Annotated in this window: 12 protein-coding genes and 2 pseudogenes; 5 read left to right on the forward strand and 9 right to left on the reverse strand. The window is 71.3% G+C overall.

All coding sequences use genetic code 11. The features are described 5' to 3' along the window. Positions 1 to 25: 25 nt before the first annotated feature. From GAS53_RS04505 to tnpA, 5 genes are all read right to left on the reverse strand, one after another. Positions 26 to 1,045 (reverse strand): ABC transporter ATP-binding protein, encoded by a 1,020-nt coding sequence (locus GAS53_RS04505; protein ID WP_151476098.1) that lies wholly within the window; start codon positions 1,043 to 1,045, stop codon positions 26 to 28. Beyond that, positions 1,042 to 3,837, reverse strand: a complete 2,796-nt coding sequence (locus GAS53_RS04510) for a hypothetical protein (protein ID WP_151476099.1) — start codon at positions 3,835 to 3,837, stop codon at positions 1,042 to 1,044. Before GAS53_RS04510 ends, GAS53_RS04505 begins: the two co-directional genes overlap by 4 nt. Then, the gene (locus tag GAS53_RS04515) at positions 3,837 to 7,076 is read right to left on the reverse strand and encodes an ABC transporter permease (protein ID WP_225858716.1); all 3,240 of its coding nucleotides are present in this window, start codon (positions 7,074 to 7,076) and stop codon (positions 3,837 to 3,839) included. Before GAS53_RS04515 ends, GAS53_RS04510 begins: the two co-directional genes overlap by 1 nt. A gap of 356 nt (positions 7,077 to 7,432) precedes the next feature. Further along, the gene (locus GAS53_RS04520) at positions 7,433 to 7,831 is read right to left on the reverse strand and encodes a hypothetical protein (protein WP_151476100.1); all 399 of its coding nucleotides are present in this window, start codon (positions 7,829 to 7,831) and stop codon (positions 7,433 to 7,435) included. A gap of 124 nt (positions 7,832 to 7,955) precedes the next feature. Continuing rightward, positions 7,956 to 8,384 carry an IS200/IS605 family transposase gene (gene tnpA, locus GAS53_RS04525; protein WP_151476101.1) on the reverse strand — a complete coding sequence of 143 codons (429 nt, stop codon included), beginning with the start codon at positions 8,382 to 8,384 and terminating at the stop codon, positions 7,956 to 7,958. A 53-nt stretch (positions 8,385 to 8,437) separates the two neighbouring features. On the opposite strand from tnpA, the pseudogene GAS53_RS04530 reads away from it, so the two are divergent. Both GAS53_RS04530 and GAS53_RS04535 read left to right on the forward strand, forming a co-directional pair. Continuing rightward, positions 8,438 to 9,650, forward strand: a pseudogene (locus tag GAS53_RS04530) (RNA-guided endonuclease InsQ/TnpB family protein). A 45-nt stretch (positions 9,651 to 9,695) separates the two neighbouring features. Then, positions 9,696 to 9,893 (forward strand): annotated as a pseudogene (locus GAS53_RS04535) (glutathione-dependent formaldehyde dehydrogenase); the annotation flags it as partial. 514 nt (positions 9,894 to 10,407) lie between these two features. On the opposite strand, the gene GAS53_RS04540 reads toward GAS53_RS04535, so the two are convergent. From GAS53_RS04540 to GAS53_RS04550, 3 genes are all read right to left on the reverse strand, one after another. Beyond that, positions 10,408 to 10,950 carry a DUF1707 SHOCT-like domain-containing protein gene (locus GAS53_RS04540; RefSeq protein ID WP_151476102.1) on the reverse strand — a complete coding sequence of 181 codons (543 nt, stop codon included), beginning with the start codon at positions 10,948 to 10,950 and terminating at the stop codon, positions 10,408 to 10,410. A gap of 298 nt (positions 10,951 to 11,248) precedes the next feature. Continuing rightward, entirely contained in the window at positions 11,249 to 11,470 is a 222-nt protein-coding gene (locus tag GAS53_RS04545; RefSeq protein ID WP_151476103.1) for a helix-turn-helix domain-containing protein, read from the reverse strand. After that, complete coding sequence (locus GAS53_RS04550; RefSeq protein WP_151476104.1) at positions 11,470 to 11,967, reverse strand: DUF2975 domain-containing protein; 498 nt, start codon at positions 11,965 to 11,967, stop codon at positions 11,470 to 11,472. The genes GAS53_RS04545 and GAS53_RS04550 overlap by 1 nt, the downstream gene beginning before the upstream one ends. Positions 11,968 to 12,421: 454 nt before the next feature. Here GAS53_RS04550 and GAS53_RS04555 point away from each other — a divergent pair, with 454 nt between their 5' ends. The 3 genes from GAS53_RS04555 to GAS53_RS04565 all read left to right on the forward strand — a co-directional run bounded on the left by GAS53_RS04555 (position 12,422) and on the right by GAS53_RS04565 (position 15,552). Continuing rightward, on the forward strand, positions 12,422 to 13,036 hold the full coding sequence (locus GAS53_RS04555) for a BlaI/MecI/CopY family transcriptional regulator (RefSeq protein WP_151476105.1): 615 nt from the start codon (positions 12,422 to 12,424) through the stop codon (positions 13,034 to 13,036). A gap of 360 nt (positions 13,037 to 13,396) precedes the next feature. Continuing rightward, positions 13,397 to 13,918 (forward strand): MFS transporter, encoded by a 522-nt coding sequence (locus GAS53_RS04560; RefSeq protein WP_225858718.1) that lies wholly within the window; start codon positions 13,397 to 13,399, stop codon positions 13,916 to 13,918. A gap of 203 nt (positions 13,919 to 14,121) precedes the next feature. Continuing rightward, the gene (locus tag GAS53_RS04565) at positions 14,122 to 15,552 is read left to right on the forward strand and encodes an FAD-dependent oxidoreductase (RefSeq protein ID WP_151476106.1); all 1,431 of its coding nucleotides are present in this window, start codon (positions 14,122 to 14,124) and stop codon (positions 15,550 to 15,552) included. A 237-nt stretch (positions 15,553 to 15,789) separates the two neighbouring features. Here the strand turns inward: GAS53_RS04565 and GAS53_RS04570 are convergent, their stop codons facing one another. After that, entirely contained in the window at positions 15,790 to 16,218 is a 429-nt protein-coding gene (locus tag GAS53_RS04570; RefSeq protein WP_225858720.1) for a hypothetical protein, read from the reverse strand. Positions 16,219 to 16,250 lie beyond the last annotated feature (32 nt).

Consider the following 16,250-nt stretch of genomic DNA (forward strand, 5'->3'; position numbering starts at 1 on the left):
TACACCCGGCTGTCGGCCTACACCGTCAACCAGACCCGCCGGGGTCCGCCGGCCCGTCCGGTCGGTCGTCCTGTCCGGACGGGTCCTTCGTGTCGAAGCCGTCCGGACCGGCCGCGTGGGTCGGGCGGTCCGTGTTGTCGGGCCACACCCCCACGTGGTCCGGTTCCGCTGTCAGGCGGACCCGGCCGCGCAGGCCGTAGCGCTCCACGTAGTCACGGGGCAGCTGGAGGCGGCCCGCGCGGTCCAGGACCGTGAACTCCTCGGCAGCCGCGCCGGCGGCGGCGCGCAGTGTCTCCGTCGATGTGCGGCCGTCGCGGATACGGACCGTGCGGCGGACCTGGCCGGAGACGAGCGGGTCGTGGGTGACGACCAGGACGGTCGCGCCGAGTTGTTCGTTGGCGCGGCGCAGCGCGGCGAACACCAACTCGCCGCTTGCGGTGTCGAGTTCGCCGGTGGGTTCGTCGGCGAGCAGCACCTGCGGCGTGTTGGCGGTGGCGACCGCGACGGCGACGCGCTGCTGTTCGCCGCCGGACAGCTCGGCGGGCAGTCGGTCCCTGCAGTGTGCGACGCCGAGCACGTCGAGGAGTTCGGCGGCACGTGCGGAGCGTGTGCGGCGTGGTATGCGCGTGTACTTCATCGGCAGGGCCACGTTCTCCAACGCCGTGAGGTAGGGCAGCAGGTTGCGGCCGGTCTGCTGCCCGACGAAGCCGACGGTGTGCCGGCGGTAGCCGAGCCGTTCGCGCCGCCGCATGGCGAGCAGGTCGTGTCCGGCGACCCGGGCGCGGCCCGCCGTCGGCAGGTCGAGCCCGGAGAGGATGGACAACAGCGTCGACTTGCCGGATCCGGAGGCACCGACGAGTGCCGTGCACTCGCCCTCCTCGACGATGAGGTCGAGGCCTTGGAGGGCCTGCACCTCCACCTCGTCGGTGCGGTAGACACGGACGAGGTTGTCGCAGACGACGAGCCCGTCGTCCGGGAGAGGGCGCCGTGCCTCGCGGGCCCGTTCCTCCAGCCTGCGCAGGTCACTGCGGTCGGTTTCGCTCACCGTTCCTCCGCGATTCGCAGGACCGCGCCGAGACCGCGGCGCCGTCCTATCCAGGTCTCCACGCCCACCGCCGCGACGACCAGTACGCCGAGACCGGCGCCCAGGGCGGCGGTCAGCAGCAGGTCGGGTTCGACGGCGGGGGCGGCGGGTCCTCCCGTGAACTCCCGCAGTTGCAGGGCTGGTCCGAGGAGCGTGGGCAGCGTCAGTCCAAGTGCGGTGCCGCCCACGATCGCCGCCAGCACCAGCGGCAGGAGTTGCAGCAGGTGCAGTGCCGACGTGGCGCGGCTGCCCAGACCGAGTGTGCGCAGATAGGCGGTGGTGCGGCCGCGCGCCGGAGCGGACAGCATCAGTTCGAGGACGAGGGCCAGCAGGGCGAGCAGCACGGCGAGCGCGGTGCACGCGGTGTGCGCGGTGCCGAGCACGCGGACCATGCCGTCGGCGGCGGCCTCGGCCTCCTCCTCGGTGCGGATGCGCAGCTCGCCGACGGCGGTGCCGGAGCGGGCCTTCGGCACGAGCGCTCGCAGCGCCTCCGCGTCGATCCTCGGTCCGTACAGCAGCAGTGCGCTCTGTTCGAAGTCGCCGGCGTGGATGGCCGTGAGGGCCCGGTTGTCGGTGAGCAGCATCCGGTCCCGGGCTGTCGTCGAGCTGCGGATCGGGCCGAGCGCCGGGTCACGCAGTACGGCGTCGGGGAGGCCTCCGACGACACGCAGGCGCAGCTTCGTGCCGTGCGACGAGATGGTCAGTACGTCACCGGTGCGGGCATGGGTGGCCAGGACCCGGATCTCCCGGTCCCGTCCCGGCCCGCTGAGTCCGGCCGATTCGAGGGCGCGGGCAGCATCCGAACCGGGCGCCAGGGCACGGAGTTTCGCACCGTCGACACCGAGGAGGCTCGCGATGCCGTACCGCTCGCCGCTGGTCGCGCTGGTCGGGTCGACGCGCAGCTGGCGCACCTGGACCGTGTCACGCACGCCGCGCACCCGCGTCAGCCGCTCGGCGATATCGGGGGTGCGGCTCGCGCCGAGGAACGAAGCGTCGGCGCCGGCGTGCCAGGCGGCGGCCGCACGGCGTCCCTCCGCGAGCGTGCCGGCCACGATCCCGCCGAACACCGCCCCGGCCAGCGTCACCACCAGGACGAGCAGGGCGAGCGCCCTGGCCGGGGCCTCCTTCGCGGCCCGGGAGAGCGCGATGAGTGCCACGGCGCCGCGCCGCCGCGCCGACCAGCGTGCCAGGAGCCGTACCGGCAACGGGTAGCAGCGCAGCAGGACGACGACGGTGACGAGTCCCAGCAGCGCGGGCACCGCGGCGAGCAGCGGGTCGGGCCCCGCGTCGCCCGTCGTGCCGCGCGCCCTGAGTGCCGCCACGCCGGCCGCGGCGAGGAGGAGTATCCCTGCCTCGGCGACGATCCGGCGGCCCGCCGTGTGCGCAGTCGTCCGGTGCCGGGACTGTGCGGTGCGATCGCGGAGCGCGTACCAGGTGAGCGCGGGCAGCAGCAGCCAGACGAGCGCGGCGACGAGTGCCCCGTACCGGTACTGGGGTGCGGGGCCCGCGAGTTGTCCTGCGGCGGTGAGTCCGCCCGCGAGTCCGAGCAGTGCGGCGGGTGCGGTCTGGGCCGCCCGGGCCAGCGCGAGGCCGGTGGCGGAGGCGCCGCGGGCGCACTGCAGCCGGTGGGTGTCGAGGCGGCGGCGTACCGCGAGCAGCGCGGTGACGACGGCGGTGAGCAGCCCGACGACCAGCAGCGACGCGAGCGCGAAGGAGATCACCACGCGGCCCTGCCGCCATTGCCGGTCGAACTCGGTGAGCGCGTCGGGCAGCCGCGTGCCGGCGTCCAGGGTGGAGGCTTCGTGAGAGCCGATCGAGCAGAACATGCCGCCGAAGTCGGCGATGTCGCCGCAGTAGACGGTCCGTGCGTCGTCCGGGTAGCGGGTGAGGAGCCGCAGCAGTTCGGCCTGTCCCGCGTCGTCGGCGAATCGCGTGGCGGTGCGCGCGTCGAGGTCGAGGCGCAGGCCCCAGGTGACGGTGAGCGTGGCGTCGGCCTGGTTCTGGAGGGTGGTGACGGTGCGCGGCGCGACCAGGGCACGAGCCTCCCAGTCGAGTTCGGACGCGCTGCGCGGCGGATGCTGCGACGGGCGGGCCAGCAGGGGCTGTTCACGCCACAGCCGGCGCCCGCTCGCCGCGTCGGTACCGTCCGCCGTGAAGAACCCGACCACGACGGCGGTGGTGTTGATGTCCTTCAACGCGCCGGGCACGAGCGGCAGTTCTTGGCCGAGCCGCAGTCGCAGCGCTTCGCGGGTACGGGTGGAGACGGCGACCTCGACGGTCGCGCTGTCCGGGTCGGGCGGCCGGCCCTCGGTGTACGCGGCGCGTCCGGGTGCGTCGGAGGCGTACACCAGGCCGAGGCCTACGTCCTTGTCGGCCGCCCGGGTGCGGACGAGGGGCAGTTCGACGCGGGTCGAGTACGGCACGAGATGGCCCTTGAGCGCGCCGGGGGCCGCGTTGCGGATCACGGTGGTGACCGGGAGCAGGTCCGTCGCCAGGTCGGTGGTGCGGCTGCCGGGGAGCGTGCTGGTCACGGGGTCGAACCGCGCGCTGAGCCGGAGGCCTGGTTCTGCCTGTTGCTCCTGCTCCAGCCGGGCGGCGAGCGCCCGCCCGGCGAACCGGTCGAGCAGCCCGGGGCCCGCGGCGGCGACCGCGGTGAGCAACGCCAGCAGCACCGCGAGGCAGACCAGAAGCGGGAGTTCGGCCCGTGCCTCGCGCAGGGCGACGGGGCCGCGTCGCCGCGTCGGGCGCCTCATCAGTCCTCCCCCGCGCGCAGGACCCGCGCCAGGTCGACCCGCCCCAGGAACCGGGCGGCGAGGGTCACGATCGCGCAGATCACGAGTGTCGTCGCGCCCGCCGTGAGGGTCACGCGCACCCATGGCACCTCGGTGAGCAGCCCGGGGTAGACCGGCCGGCCGGTGTCGTCGATGGTGACCACCGGCATGATCAGGGCGGCCAGCGCGGTGCCCAGCAGGGTGCCGAGCACCGTCGCGACGGCGGCCAGGGCGAGCTGTTCGGTCCACAGGTACGCGGCGAGCTGGCCGCGCCGTACGCCCAACGCCCGCAGCAGGGCGAACTCGCCTGCTCTGGCCCGTGCGGAGAGTGCCGTGTGCAGCGTGAAGCCGACGATGGCGAACGCCGGCGCGAGGACGAGGCACAGCGTCAGCGCCCCGCGCGCGCCCTCGCGCAGCGGGTCGGCGGCCAGCAGGGCTCGCGTGTGCGGCACGTCGACGGCCGTGCCGAGGCGCGGGTCGGCACGGACCGCGCGCAGGGCCGCTGCCGCGTTCCCCTGGTCGGTGGCCACCCACCAGGCGGACTCGGCGGCGGGCAGGGCGCCGTCGAGCACCAGCTGGGCGGCCATGGCCCGGGAGTCGGCGAGCAGCCGGGGCCGGTCGCGGTCGGCGCCGGGCACGGCGTCGATCTCCCCGACGACCTTGATACGGGCGGTGCCGCCGCCGGCGCTCTGCAGGGTGACGGTGTCGCCGACGCGGACCACGCCGGAGGCCAGCAGGGTGCGGTCGGCGAGCGCGGGCGCGGCGGTGCGTCCTTTGGCGCGGTCGGTGCCCAGCCGCACGCTCCACGTCGGGTATTTGAGTGCGGTGTCCGGTCCGCGCAGCACCGCGTCCAGGAGAGTGCCGGGCCCGGGCCGGTCGGAGCAGAGCACGGGTCCCGGGGCGTCTCGGGGCCGCCTGCTCGGCGTGGCCGCGGGGCATCCGCCGACGTGCCGGTCGGGGGCGTCGGTGCGTATGTCGTGCCAGCGGGCGGGCCGGGTGAGGCCCGGGACATGGTCGATGGTGAGGCGGTAGGTGCGCCGCACCGTCTCGCCGGTCATGCTGAGGCCGAGTTGGACGACGCGTACGCCGTCGCCGCCCTCCGGAACGTTCAGGCGGACGGTGCGGGCGGCGCCGTCGGTGTCCTTCAGGATGGCCTCACTGGCGTGGGTGAGGCCGTCGGCATCCACGAAGTGGACGGTCAGCCGGACCGGGACGGGGCTGCCGGGCCCGTCGGCGGACAGTCGTACGCGCAGCGGGAGTTCACGCGGCGAGCCACCGAGTGGCAGTCCGTGGGCGGGGATGTTCCGGCCGAGCGGGGCGACGAGGTCCGGCAGCGGCCGGTCGGTGAGGTCGGGGCGCAGGGCGGGTGCGGGGCCGCGTGCGGTGTCGATGCCGGTGACGGTCACCCAGCTCTGGCCGATGTAGCCGTCCGTGTCGACGACGGGGGTGACCGCCCGTGCACCGGGAAGCGCGGCATAGGTGGCGCGCCGCTCGGCACGCTCAAGCCGTTCTCCGGGGTCGATGCGCAGGTCCGCGCCGACCTTGAAGACCGCCTGGTCGTAGTCGCCGCGGTCCAGTATCGCGAGCGCGGTGCTGCTGAGCGCCGCGACGGCGAGGGCCAGTGTCACCAGCAGCGCGGGCCCGGCATGCCGCGCGGCCCGCCGGGCGATCTGCCAGCCGCCCAGGGGCAGGACAAGCCCGGTGCCGCGCTGCGCGAGAGGGTCGGTGAGCCGGGCGGCCAGCGGCAGCGCCCGCAGCACGAGCAGCGCCGCGGCGGTGGTCATGGCAACGGGGGCGAGCACCAGGACCGGATCCACCCCGCCACCGGTGACCGGAGAACGGTACTGCCGCAGCTGCAGCCAGCCGAGCACGGCCACCGCCGCGAGCCCCAGGTCGGCGCCCAGCCGCTGCGCCCCCGCGAACCGTCCCAGCCGCAGCCGCAGCCCCCGCACCGCATGCCGGTCCCGTACGGTCCGCGCCGTCGGCAGCAGCAGTGCGCAGCCGTGCACCACGACGGCGAGCAGCGCGGCCACCCGGCCGACCGTCAGGTTCGCCGTCGCGGGTACGTCGCCGGACAGCAGCCCGGCCCCGGCGAGCAGCCGCAGCAGCGGACCGGCGAGGAACGGCGCGGCCAGTCCGGCGGGGACGGCGACGACCGCCCACTGCGCGGCCGTCGCCAGGACCAGCCTCGGGGTCCCGGCCCCGCGTGCGGCCAGCAGGGCGAGTTCGGGACGGCGGTGCTCGGCCAACTGGCGCGCGGTCAGCACAAGGGCAGCGGCGGCCAGAGCGGCGAGCAGCGTCGCCGGGATGTAGAGACCGGCGCGGGCCACGGCGATGGGGGTGGCCAGGTCGTCGAGCGCGTTGTCGAGGGTGGACGTGACAGCCAGCCGCGTCGTGGGCGGCGTCCCGCGGAAGACGGAGAGCGAGACGTCGCTGCCGCCGAACCGGTCAGCGCGCTGTCGCAGCGGCTCGATGTCACCGAGCCGCAGACCGCCGGTGTCCGGTACACCCAGCCAGAATGCACCGGCGTCCCCGGCGAGGCCCGGTGTCGCCGTCAGCGCCTGCCGGGACACCAGCGCGACGGAGTCGGTCGTGTCGAAGGTGGCACTGCCCAGGTTCGCCCAGAGGGCCGGGCTGCGGTCGCCCGCCCGGTACAGCCCCGCGACCCGCATCCGCACCTGCGGCCCGCTGTTCGGCTGGATCCGCAGTTCGTCGCCGGGCCGCACCTCGAGTTCCGCGGCGAACAGGTCGCTCAGCGCGGTCTCGACGATCGCCCCGTCGCCTCCCTCCCCCGGCCAGCGCCCTGCGACCAGCCGAGCGTGCCGCGGCGTCCCCTGGAGGGCGACCACGGACACGCGCGCGTCGTCGCGTCGGCGGCCGTCCGCCTCGGTCAGGTTCAGTTCGGCGGAGCGTGCGGCCGGGACCCGTAGCGCGGACCAGGTGTGATGCGCCACGCCGCCGAAGGTCCGGTCGACAGCAGCTCGTACGCGGGCGTCCACGTCCCCCGCGTCGCGCGGCCGGTACGCTCCGAACACGCTGACCACGGCATCAGGATCGCGGGCCAGTCGCCGCTGCGCCCCACCTTCGACGGCCTTCTCGGTGAGAGCAGCGAGCGCGGCCAGGACGGTGGCGGCAAGCAGCACGGCGAGCCCCGCAGCGCCCAGCACCAGCGCATGGTGCCCGGTCCCCCGCACCGCGGCAGGCGCACGTCTCCCGCTCAACTCCCCCGTCTCCCCCCGTAGACGGCAAAGTATGGTTCCGCATGCCGGAGACCCGCAATCGTTCGGACCGACTCGCTCGCACGACAGGCAGGGGCACCGCAACTCCGCTTACTTGTACGGATGTTGAGGACCCACGGACTCGTAAATGTTTCCTCGCTGCTCAGTCACGCAGGCAGGTAGACGCGGTGTCCGAGGGGCGCGGACAGCATGACGGCGCGACTGGCGCGGCGCGCACCGGCGTACGGGGACCCGTACCCTCTGCGGACGCCCTGGACGCACAAGTTGGCGAGGGTACAGGCGCCCTTGGTGAAGATCCGCCCTGCCTCGTCAGTCCAGGCCCGCAGGCGCATACCCGGTCAGGCAGCACTCTTCTTCCGGCTGCGTCCGGCCCGGGCGAGCGCGTCGATGAGCTGCTCTCGGCTCATCTTGGAGCGGCCCGCGATGTCCTGGTCCGTCGCGCGCTGGTACAGCTCCGCCTTGCTCAACTGCCGCAGCTCGCTCTTGCCGCCCCCGCTCCGTGCCGCCTTCTGCGGTGCCTTCCCGGCGGCGGGCTTCTTCTGCCGTGACTTGGGGCCGGTGCCACGGGCCTGGTCGAGACTGCTCTGCAGGATCTCCGTCAGATCGATGACGTTGGTGGCCGTCGGGGGCTCCTCCGCCGCCGCGATCTCCTCCCCCGCGGCCCTCGCCCGCACCAGCTCGCGGACCTTCGCCTGAAAGGTGTCGTGATACCGGCCTGGCTCCCAGGACCCGCTCATGGCATCGATCACCTGCACCGCTATCCGTTGTTCTTCGCAGGGAATCCCGGTCTTTGGGCCAGGCGGGAATGTGATTCTCGGCCCGGAGGCGCGAAGTGCCGGACATCTCTGCGTGTGGTGACGGTCAGGCTGGGCGCTTCTGGGTTTCGATGTAGTCCTTGACAATGCTCAGCGGTGCGCCGCCGCAGGACCCCGCGAAGTAGGACGGGGACCAGAACACCGAGCCCGTCCCGATCTGGTTGATGTGGTCGGTGTACTCCGCGCGCAGGTACCGGGAGCTGACGCCTTTGAGGCTGTTGACCAGCTTGGACAGGGCGACCTTTGGCGGGTAGTGCACGAGAAGGTGGACGTGATCGCCTTCGCCTTTGAACTCCCGCAGCTGTGCGCCGAAGCTCTCGCACACGTCGCGCATGATCTCCTCGCAGCGTGTCAGCATCTCGCTGCTCAAGACGTCACGCCGGTACTTCGTGACAAACACCAAGTGCGCGTGGAGGTGGTGGATGACGTGGTTTCCACGTCTGATATCGGGATCTGGTTCCCAGCGTGGTGACATACGCCAAGCGTAGTAGGATCGAGCGAACTCGACCGGAGGGGGGTGGGTTTGAGATGATCCGTGCGTACAAGTTCCTCATGCGGCCCACCGTCCGGCAGGGGCAGGCGCTCGGCGAGATGCTGCGGGACCACTGCTCCCTCTACAACGCGGCGTTACAGGAACGCCGCGACGCCTACCGGCACGTCTCGAAGACTACCGTCAAGTACGGGATGCAGTCCGCGCAGCTCAAGGAGATCCGGGCGGTCGACCCGGAGCGTCAGGGCCGCTGGTCGTTCAGTTCGCAGCAGGCCACCTTGCGCCGTCTCGACAAAGCGTTCGCCGCGTTCTTCCGCCGGATCAAGTCCGGCGACACCCCGGGCTACCCGCGCTTTCGCGGGGTGAACTGGTTCGACACGGTGGACTTCCCCAAGGACGGGGACGGCTGCCGGTGGGACTCCAGCCCGCACGACCCCGTCACCCGCGTCCGCTTCCAGGGCGTCGGCCACGTCAAGGTCAACCAGCACCGCGCCGTGCTCGGCAGGGTCAAGACCGTGTCGGTCAAGCGCGAGGCCCGCAAGTGGTTCGTCGTGCTCACCGCCGAGCAGGACGTGCCCGAACCGCTGCCCGCGACCGGCTCCGTGGCCGGCATCGACCTGGGCATCGCGAACTTCCTCGCCGACTCCAACGGCGAGTTCGTGCCCAACCCGCGCCACGGCCACCGTGCATCCGAGAAGCTCCGGGCGGCACAAAAGGCCCTGTCGCGGTTCCCGCGCTGCAAGGCGAAGGACCGAACCGCCAACCACCAGCGCGCGGTGCACAAGGTTGCTCAGCTCCACGGCAAGGTGCGTCGCCAGCGGCTCGACCACGCACACAAGACCGCGCTCGACCTGGTCCGCGCACACGACTTCATCGCGCATGAAGACCTCAAGATCCGCAACATGAGCAAGGCCCCCGCACCGAAGCCCGACACCGACCAGCCGTGCACCTTCCTGCCCAACGGGGGCGCCGCCAAAGCCGGGCTCAACAGGTCGATCAACGATGCCGGATGGGGGGTGTTCCTGACGATCCTGCACGCCAAGGCTGAAAGCGCCGGACGGGAAGTGATCGCCGTGGCCCCCCGCAACACCTCCCGCACCTGCCCCGTATGCGGGCACTGCGCGAAGGGGAACCGGCCCACACAGGAAAAGTTCCATTGCGTCTCGTGCGGCCACCACGCGCACGCTGACACGGTGGGCGCTCAATGTTCTACGGGCCGGGCTGGTCCGTCGCGACGCCAACCCGGCATAGCGAGAAGCCCCGTCCTTCAGGACGGGGAGGAGTCACGTTCGACACAAGCAGATCCAGCTCAGGATGGGACAGGCCAATGTCCGCCGCTGGGTGGACGACCTGCTGCCGCTGCTCACAGACGAAGACCCTGTCGGAGTGGACGCCTTCGCCACCCACCATCTGCCGCTGGACGACGCTCCGCACGCCTACGAGATCTTCCAGCACAAGGAGGACGATGCCGTGAAGATCCTCATGCGTCCGTGACACCGGTAGTGGCGGGCGGCGCGCGGCCCGCCACCCGCGAGGAGACCCCTTCCTCGCCGGGCTCCTCTCAACGCAACGAACCCATCCCGGATTATCGGGGTGGGTTGGGTTCGTGCGGAGCGCCGGGCAGGCCTTGCACCTGCATCTCCCCACAGGAAGTGGAGCGCCTTTCCTTGGACCACCGACGCGAAGCGCAACCTGAGATTCGGCAACACGCTCAAGATCAAGTATAGCGGGCCCACCGCACCTGGCCACTGCGCCGAACCGCGGAACGCTTCCAGGTCAGCTCACCACGGGACCAGGCGGTGCGGTTTGACCCAGAGCCGGTCCTTGCTCCTTTCGGTGAACCGCCGGTGGGCCGTAGCACCGAACGGCTTCGCCAACCACAGCAGTTCGCCGGCCAACTCACATCATGATCACGCCAGGCCGGCGAAGGTCTTCCGCTCACAGCCCCGCCAGCGGTCGAGCCGGGACGAAGGAGTGTCGGCAGGTGGTCCTGGTGCCGGATGGAATGTCAACGCCACGCGTGGCGGATCTTCAGCCGTCCGAACCCCATGGTCCCTGAGATCCGGATCTTCGGCCCACCGGGATGGAAAGGCCGCCGGGTCTTGTAGCGCGAGTCCTTCCACCCGGTGTGCACACCCTCGATGTCGACGATTGCGTCGCGCGGCACCGTGATCTTGGCCCTGCCGGTGCCGAGTTGCAGCTCGATGTCGACTACCGGGTGCTCGATGACCGCCCGGGACAGGTCCAGGTGCACCCTTCCGAATGCGGAATGGACCTTGAGGATCCGAGGTACTCGCCATGCGCCGCGCCGCTGGATCCGTCCGCCGGCGGCGGCAATCGTGGATGTGGTGCCCGCCTTCTCCTCCGGGAGCGAGGCCAGCGCCGGCACGAGGTCGCTGTGCGTCTTGGCGGTGAGCGCCTGGTGGAGGCGTTCGTCCATCTCCTCGTGCGAGATGTGCCCTTCGGCGTACGCCTCCTGCAGACGCTGCACGGCCGTGTCGCGGTCGTCTTCACGGATCAGTGGCGACGGGTCTTCCGGCAAGGGAGTCACCGTTTCACTCTAGTGCCGTGCCGGCGACGCGAACGCGCTGACGTCCGTAACGGGCAAGGCATTTGATGCGGAGGCCGCCCGCTCGTCATCATGGCCTGATCGCCCAACCCGGCGAACCTATGAGCCCATGTGGCCAGAGCATCAGCATTTGCCGTGTGAGGTCGGCTCGCGGGTTGATGCGTGTTCCGTCGCATAGGCTCCACAGCCCACCGCTTGCCCGTGGGGCGAACCCCTGGTCGACCGGGTTCCGCTCGACGATCTCGACGTCGTTCACGCATGCCGAGACTGCGGGCTGACATCACCCGTCCGCGGCGCCCTCGGCCTTCCAGCGCAGCAGGTCTCCCGGCTGGCACTCGAGCACCTCGCAGAGCGCGGCAAGGGTCGTGAAGCGCACGGCCTTGGCGCGGCCGTTCTTGAGTACCGCCAGGTTGGCTGGTGTGATCCCGACGCGTTCCGCGAGCTCGCCCACGGACATCTTGCGCTTGGCCAGCATCACGTCGATGTCGACGGCGATCGGCATCAGATCACCTCGGCCAGCTCGGCCTGCATCTGCGTCGCCTCGACGTCGCGCGCGACGGCCTGAGCGAGCAGCATGCGCAGCACGAGCACGATGAGCGCGACCCCCAGGATGGCCACGACAACCCCGCCCACCAAGAGGACGATGCCCGGGGCGACGGCCTCGCCGGGTGCCAGGAGCACCCCGAGCGTGAACATCAGCAGGGCGGCCGCCACGATCGCGCCGATCACGATGTGCACGTAACGGAAGGCGGCGTGGGAGAACACAGTTCCGCGCCGCACCATCGTCACCAGCCGCCACACGCAGACCAGGACGACCTGGGCCGTCATGATGCCCAGGGCGATGGTCACGAGGAACGCGGCGGGCGGGTACGCGAGGTCCGCGTCGACCCCCTCCAGGTCGGCGCCGAGCAGCGGCACCATCACTGCCTGTACGAACAGCGAGCCGGCGAGCAGCACCACGAGCACGGCGCGCAGCGCAAGCACTGTCAGCTTTCCCATCGCCCCTCCTTCGATCGAGCCACGATGGAAATCTATCGATAGTCGATAGACATGGCAAGAGGTCAGTCAATGGCAAGAGGTAAGTCAGTCGACGTGTGGGACTCCGGCACGTGGGACTCCGGGATCAAGCACCCACCACCACCCAGTACACGTGAACAGCCCCTGGCACCTGTCTGCGCCGGCCATGACCGGCAGCACAGTGGTGTGGCCGGGACAGTGCCCCTGGTGAGCCGCCGCGTCGACCTCCTCACCCTCAAGGAGAGAGTGAAGTGTCACGCGGCAGGAACATCCGGTTCCACTCGTGCGTACTATCTCTAGGCGGCCGCAGGCCGCAGCCCTTGCAGCCTGCAGGTGATCCCGTCATCTCGGACGGGACACAATGCCCACATCCATTCGCGAACATGGCGCTTCCCCCTTTGCCTCCATGGTCGCGAACTGAAGGAAGGCCAGTGCCATGCCTGAAGGCCAGATTCGCACTACAGAACTTACGTCGCAGTACGTCGCCCAGGTGACGGGCGACCTCGAGCGCAACGCCAAGGAGATGGACCGTATCAACGCGGAGGTGGAGGCGCTGCAGCAGCAGTTGCAGGCCCTGCAGCACGACCACACCGTGCTGGTGAACATGCAGCAGGCTCTCGGCGGTGCCGGCGAAGCAGGAGCAGAGCCTGCCGCACCATCCGTCACCACGGCTGCGCCGTCCGTGCCCCAGCAGACCTCCGCTGAGCCCAAGCAGGGCAAGGCGAAGAAGGCAGCATCCGAGAAGACCGCCGCCAAGGCCCCGTCCGCGAAGGGAGCCAAGACCGCTGCCAAGCCGACCCTCGTCGACCTGCTCCGAGGCCACCTGAAGCAGGAGAGCGAGCCCCGCTCCGCCGCGGAAATCACCTCCGCGCTCGCGGAAGCCCACCCCGACCGCAACATCAAGACCACCGTCGTGCGCACCACCCTCGAAGGGCTGGTAGCCAAGAGCCACGCTCACCGCACCAAGCAGGGCTCATCCGTCTTCTACTCCGCCGCGGCCGACGCGCAGCCCGCTCAGGCCAAGCAGCAGACGGAAGACACCGCCCGCTGAGCACCCCGGCCGGACACCTGTCGCAACAACGCCCTGTCCCGGACCGATGAAGCCCGGTCTGAAGGTCACTACTAGGGACCCAACCAGCCGGCAGCGGTACGGGACCGAGGCGATGTGAACGCCCCACCGAGTGCGTACACCTTCTGAAACACGAGATCCACAGTCAGCGGCCATTGTCAGACTCTCGCGGCAGCGGGCAGGTGCGACCCCGGCGGTGAGACCCGCGACCACGCCCGCCTCGAGGCCGCCCGCCACGTCGGCCCCGCAGGCGACGAGCATGATGCGGAGCTGACCACCGGGCAGATCGCCCGGCGCACCAGCCTGAGCGACAAGGCCCTGTCCGCCGCAAGCCAGGCCGGCATGGTCAACAACCTCAACGACGCCCTCGCCTGGGGCATCTTCCCCCTCCTCTTCGCCGTCCATGGCATGTCCATCGCCCAGATCGGGATTCTCGCCGCCCTCTATCCGGCTGTCTGGGGCGCCGGTCAGATGCTCACCGGCTGGTGGTCCGACCACAGCGGCCGCAAGCACCTCATCACCGCGGGCATGCTGCTCCAGGCCACCGCCATCGCCCTTGTGGCCGCCGGCACCAGCTTCGGCGTCTGGGCCACCGCTCAAGTGCTCCTGGGCATCGGCACTGCTCTGGTCTACCCCACCCTCCTCGCCGTCATCGGCGACGTAGCCCATCCCGCCTGGCGTGCCCGCGCCGTCGGCGTCTACCGGCTGTGGCGCGACGGCGGCTTCGCCGTCGGTGCCCTCCTCGCCGGGGCCCTCGCCGACGCCTACAGCCTGACCACCGCCATCTGGGCCATCGCCGCCCTCACCGCCGCCTCCGGCCTGCTGGTGGCGGTACGCATGTACGAGACACATCCCCGCACCTGACCAGTGAGTGGCGCAGCAGCCGGGCGGATGCCCGTTGACTGTCCACGAGTCGGGCCGGACTTCCCGTTGGCCAGCGGCCGGTGGCCGCGATACTTCTACCGTCGGCTCCCGGCGCGGGGTCAGGTCACCGGAACACCGGTGGGGCGAGGTGCGCGCCGGGGATCGGGACCGGGGACGCCACCGCTGGAGGAATAGAACTGATCATGGCGAGGATTCTGGTACTCGGCGCCGCGCTCGGCGGGCTGCAGACCGCGCTGCTCCTCGCCCAGGACGGCCACGACGTGACCGTCCTGGAACGCGACCCGCACCCCGCGCCGCCGGACACCGAATCCGCCTGGTCGCATTGGCGACGCCCCGGCATCCCCCAGTTACGCCTCACCCACCTGCCGCTCGCACGGTGGCACCAACTGGCCGAGGCCCATCTCCCGGGCCTGGTGCGGGAGATGACGGCGTCAGGGGCGGTCCGGATGAATGTGCTGGCGCCCGAGCCGGCCCTGCGCGGCCCGCTCCTGCCCGTGGACGAGCGCTTCGACACCCTCGCCGCCCGGCGTTCCCTGCTCGAGTCCGCTGCGACGCGCGTCGCCGAGGCGGCCGGCATCCGCATCAGACGGGGCATCACCTGCCGGGGCCTGCACAGCCCACGCAGCGTGCGGATCCCGTGCGGCGCCGGGCCCGGCAGTCGCGTGCCTCAGGTCACCGGCGTGGAGACCAGCACGGGCACGCTGCCGGCCGATCTGGTGGTCGACTGCACCGGGCGCCGCTCTCAACTCCCGTCCTGGCTGCGGGCCGTCGGCGTGCCGGATCCGATCGAGGAATCCGGCCGCCGCGGCTTCACCTACTACAGCCGGTACTTCCGCTCCGCCGACGGCGCTCTGCCCACGGACAAGTTCCCCCTGGTGGCGGAGCACGGATCGCTCGGTCTCCTGCGTATCCCGGCGGACCACGGCACGTACTCGCTCTGCCTCATCGGCCGCAGCGACGACCAGGAAGTGCGCCACGCGCTGCGGGACGAACGCGCCTGGTCCGCCGCCGTGCGCCTGTTCCCCGGCGCGGACGTCTGGCTCGACGGGGAACCCATCACCGACGGCATCCAGATCATGGCCGGCCTCACGGACCGAAAGAGAACCCTGTACGACACGGAACATCCCTCTGTCACCGGGCTGGTGGCCGTCGGGGACGCCTGGGCCTTCACCACCCCGGCCGTGGGGCGCGGGCTCGCGATGAGCCTGCAGCACAGCCTGGTGCTGCGCGATGTCCTCCGGAAGACAGGCACCGCCCACGCCGTCGATCTCGTGACCCAGTTCGCCAGGGCGACCAGGGACGACCTCGGACCGGTGTACCGGCAGACCAGCGCCTACACCCGCCACCGCATCGCCGAAATGGATGCACACGCTGCCGGAATCCCCTACCGGAACCCGGAATGGACCCGCGCCAAAGCACTCGCCGCCCTCGCCCGGCACAACGCCGACGCACTCCGTGCCGAACGCGCCGCCGCCCACCTCCTGCCCGACGCCCACGACCTCCTGCACACCCCGGCCCTCACCGACGCCGTCACCCGCCTCCTCCCCGACGTCGAACAGAACGCACCACCGGGACCCACACGCGCCGGCCTCCTCAAAACCATCGCGCCTTGAGGCCCTCCACACTCCCGCCACCACCTCACCAAAACGCCGCCCCGGCCGGGCGGTGCCCCCGACGGCATGCGGGCGCCCCCAAGAAGCCCAGGTCACCCGCCGCTGCCGCCCGCTACGAGGCCGGCCCATGACTCCGGGCAACCTTCACGTCCGCCAGGAGCTTCACTTCGTCACTCGCGCGGTGGCGCACCCCGGTTCGCCTGAACCCTGGCAGGTGGCACAGGCGCGTCCTCGACGTCAGGCCGTGGGCAGCGGAAGCGCTACCCGTCGCCCCAGCCCGAACTCCTCGGCCCCAGCGTGGCTGATGACCGCAAACGTCCCCGCCGGGACTCCTGGCAGCGTGGCCACGCGGGACGCCACCGCCAAAAGATCCTCTTCACCGGCTCCGGTGACGAAGAAGACATAGGCGTCCGCGTCCTCCTCGCCGTCATCGAAGACCTCTGCCTCGCCCTGGTCTTCGAGGTCGGCGAGGAAGTCCTCGACCGCCTCGATCCAGGGATACGCGTACGCGCCGTCCGGCAGGTTCGGTGTTGGTCGCAGGGGCACGTGAATCTCAACAACCATGGTGGGCACGAGGTTCATCCTGTACCAGCGCATCTGCTTGCCACCGCCGGGGGTGGCCAGGTCAGCACTGTCGGCGAGGTCGGTAGGAGCTTGATCGAGCACCTCACCGAGAAGAGCTTTGACAAGGCCCTCAA

This window comes from Streptomyces albicerus, assembly GCF_008905045.1.
In the GTDB taxonomy this organism is placed as follows: Bacteria; Actinomycetota; Actinomycetes; order Streptomycetales; family Streptomycetaceae; genus Streptomyces; species Streptomyces albicerus.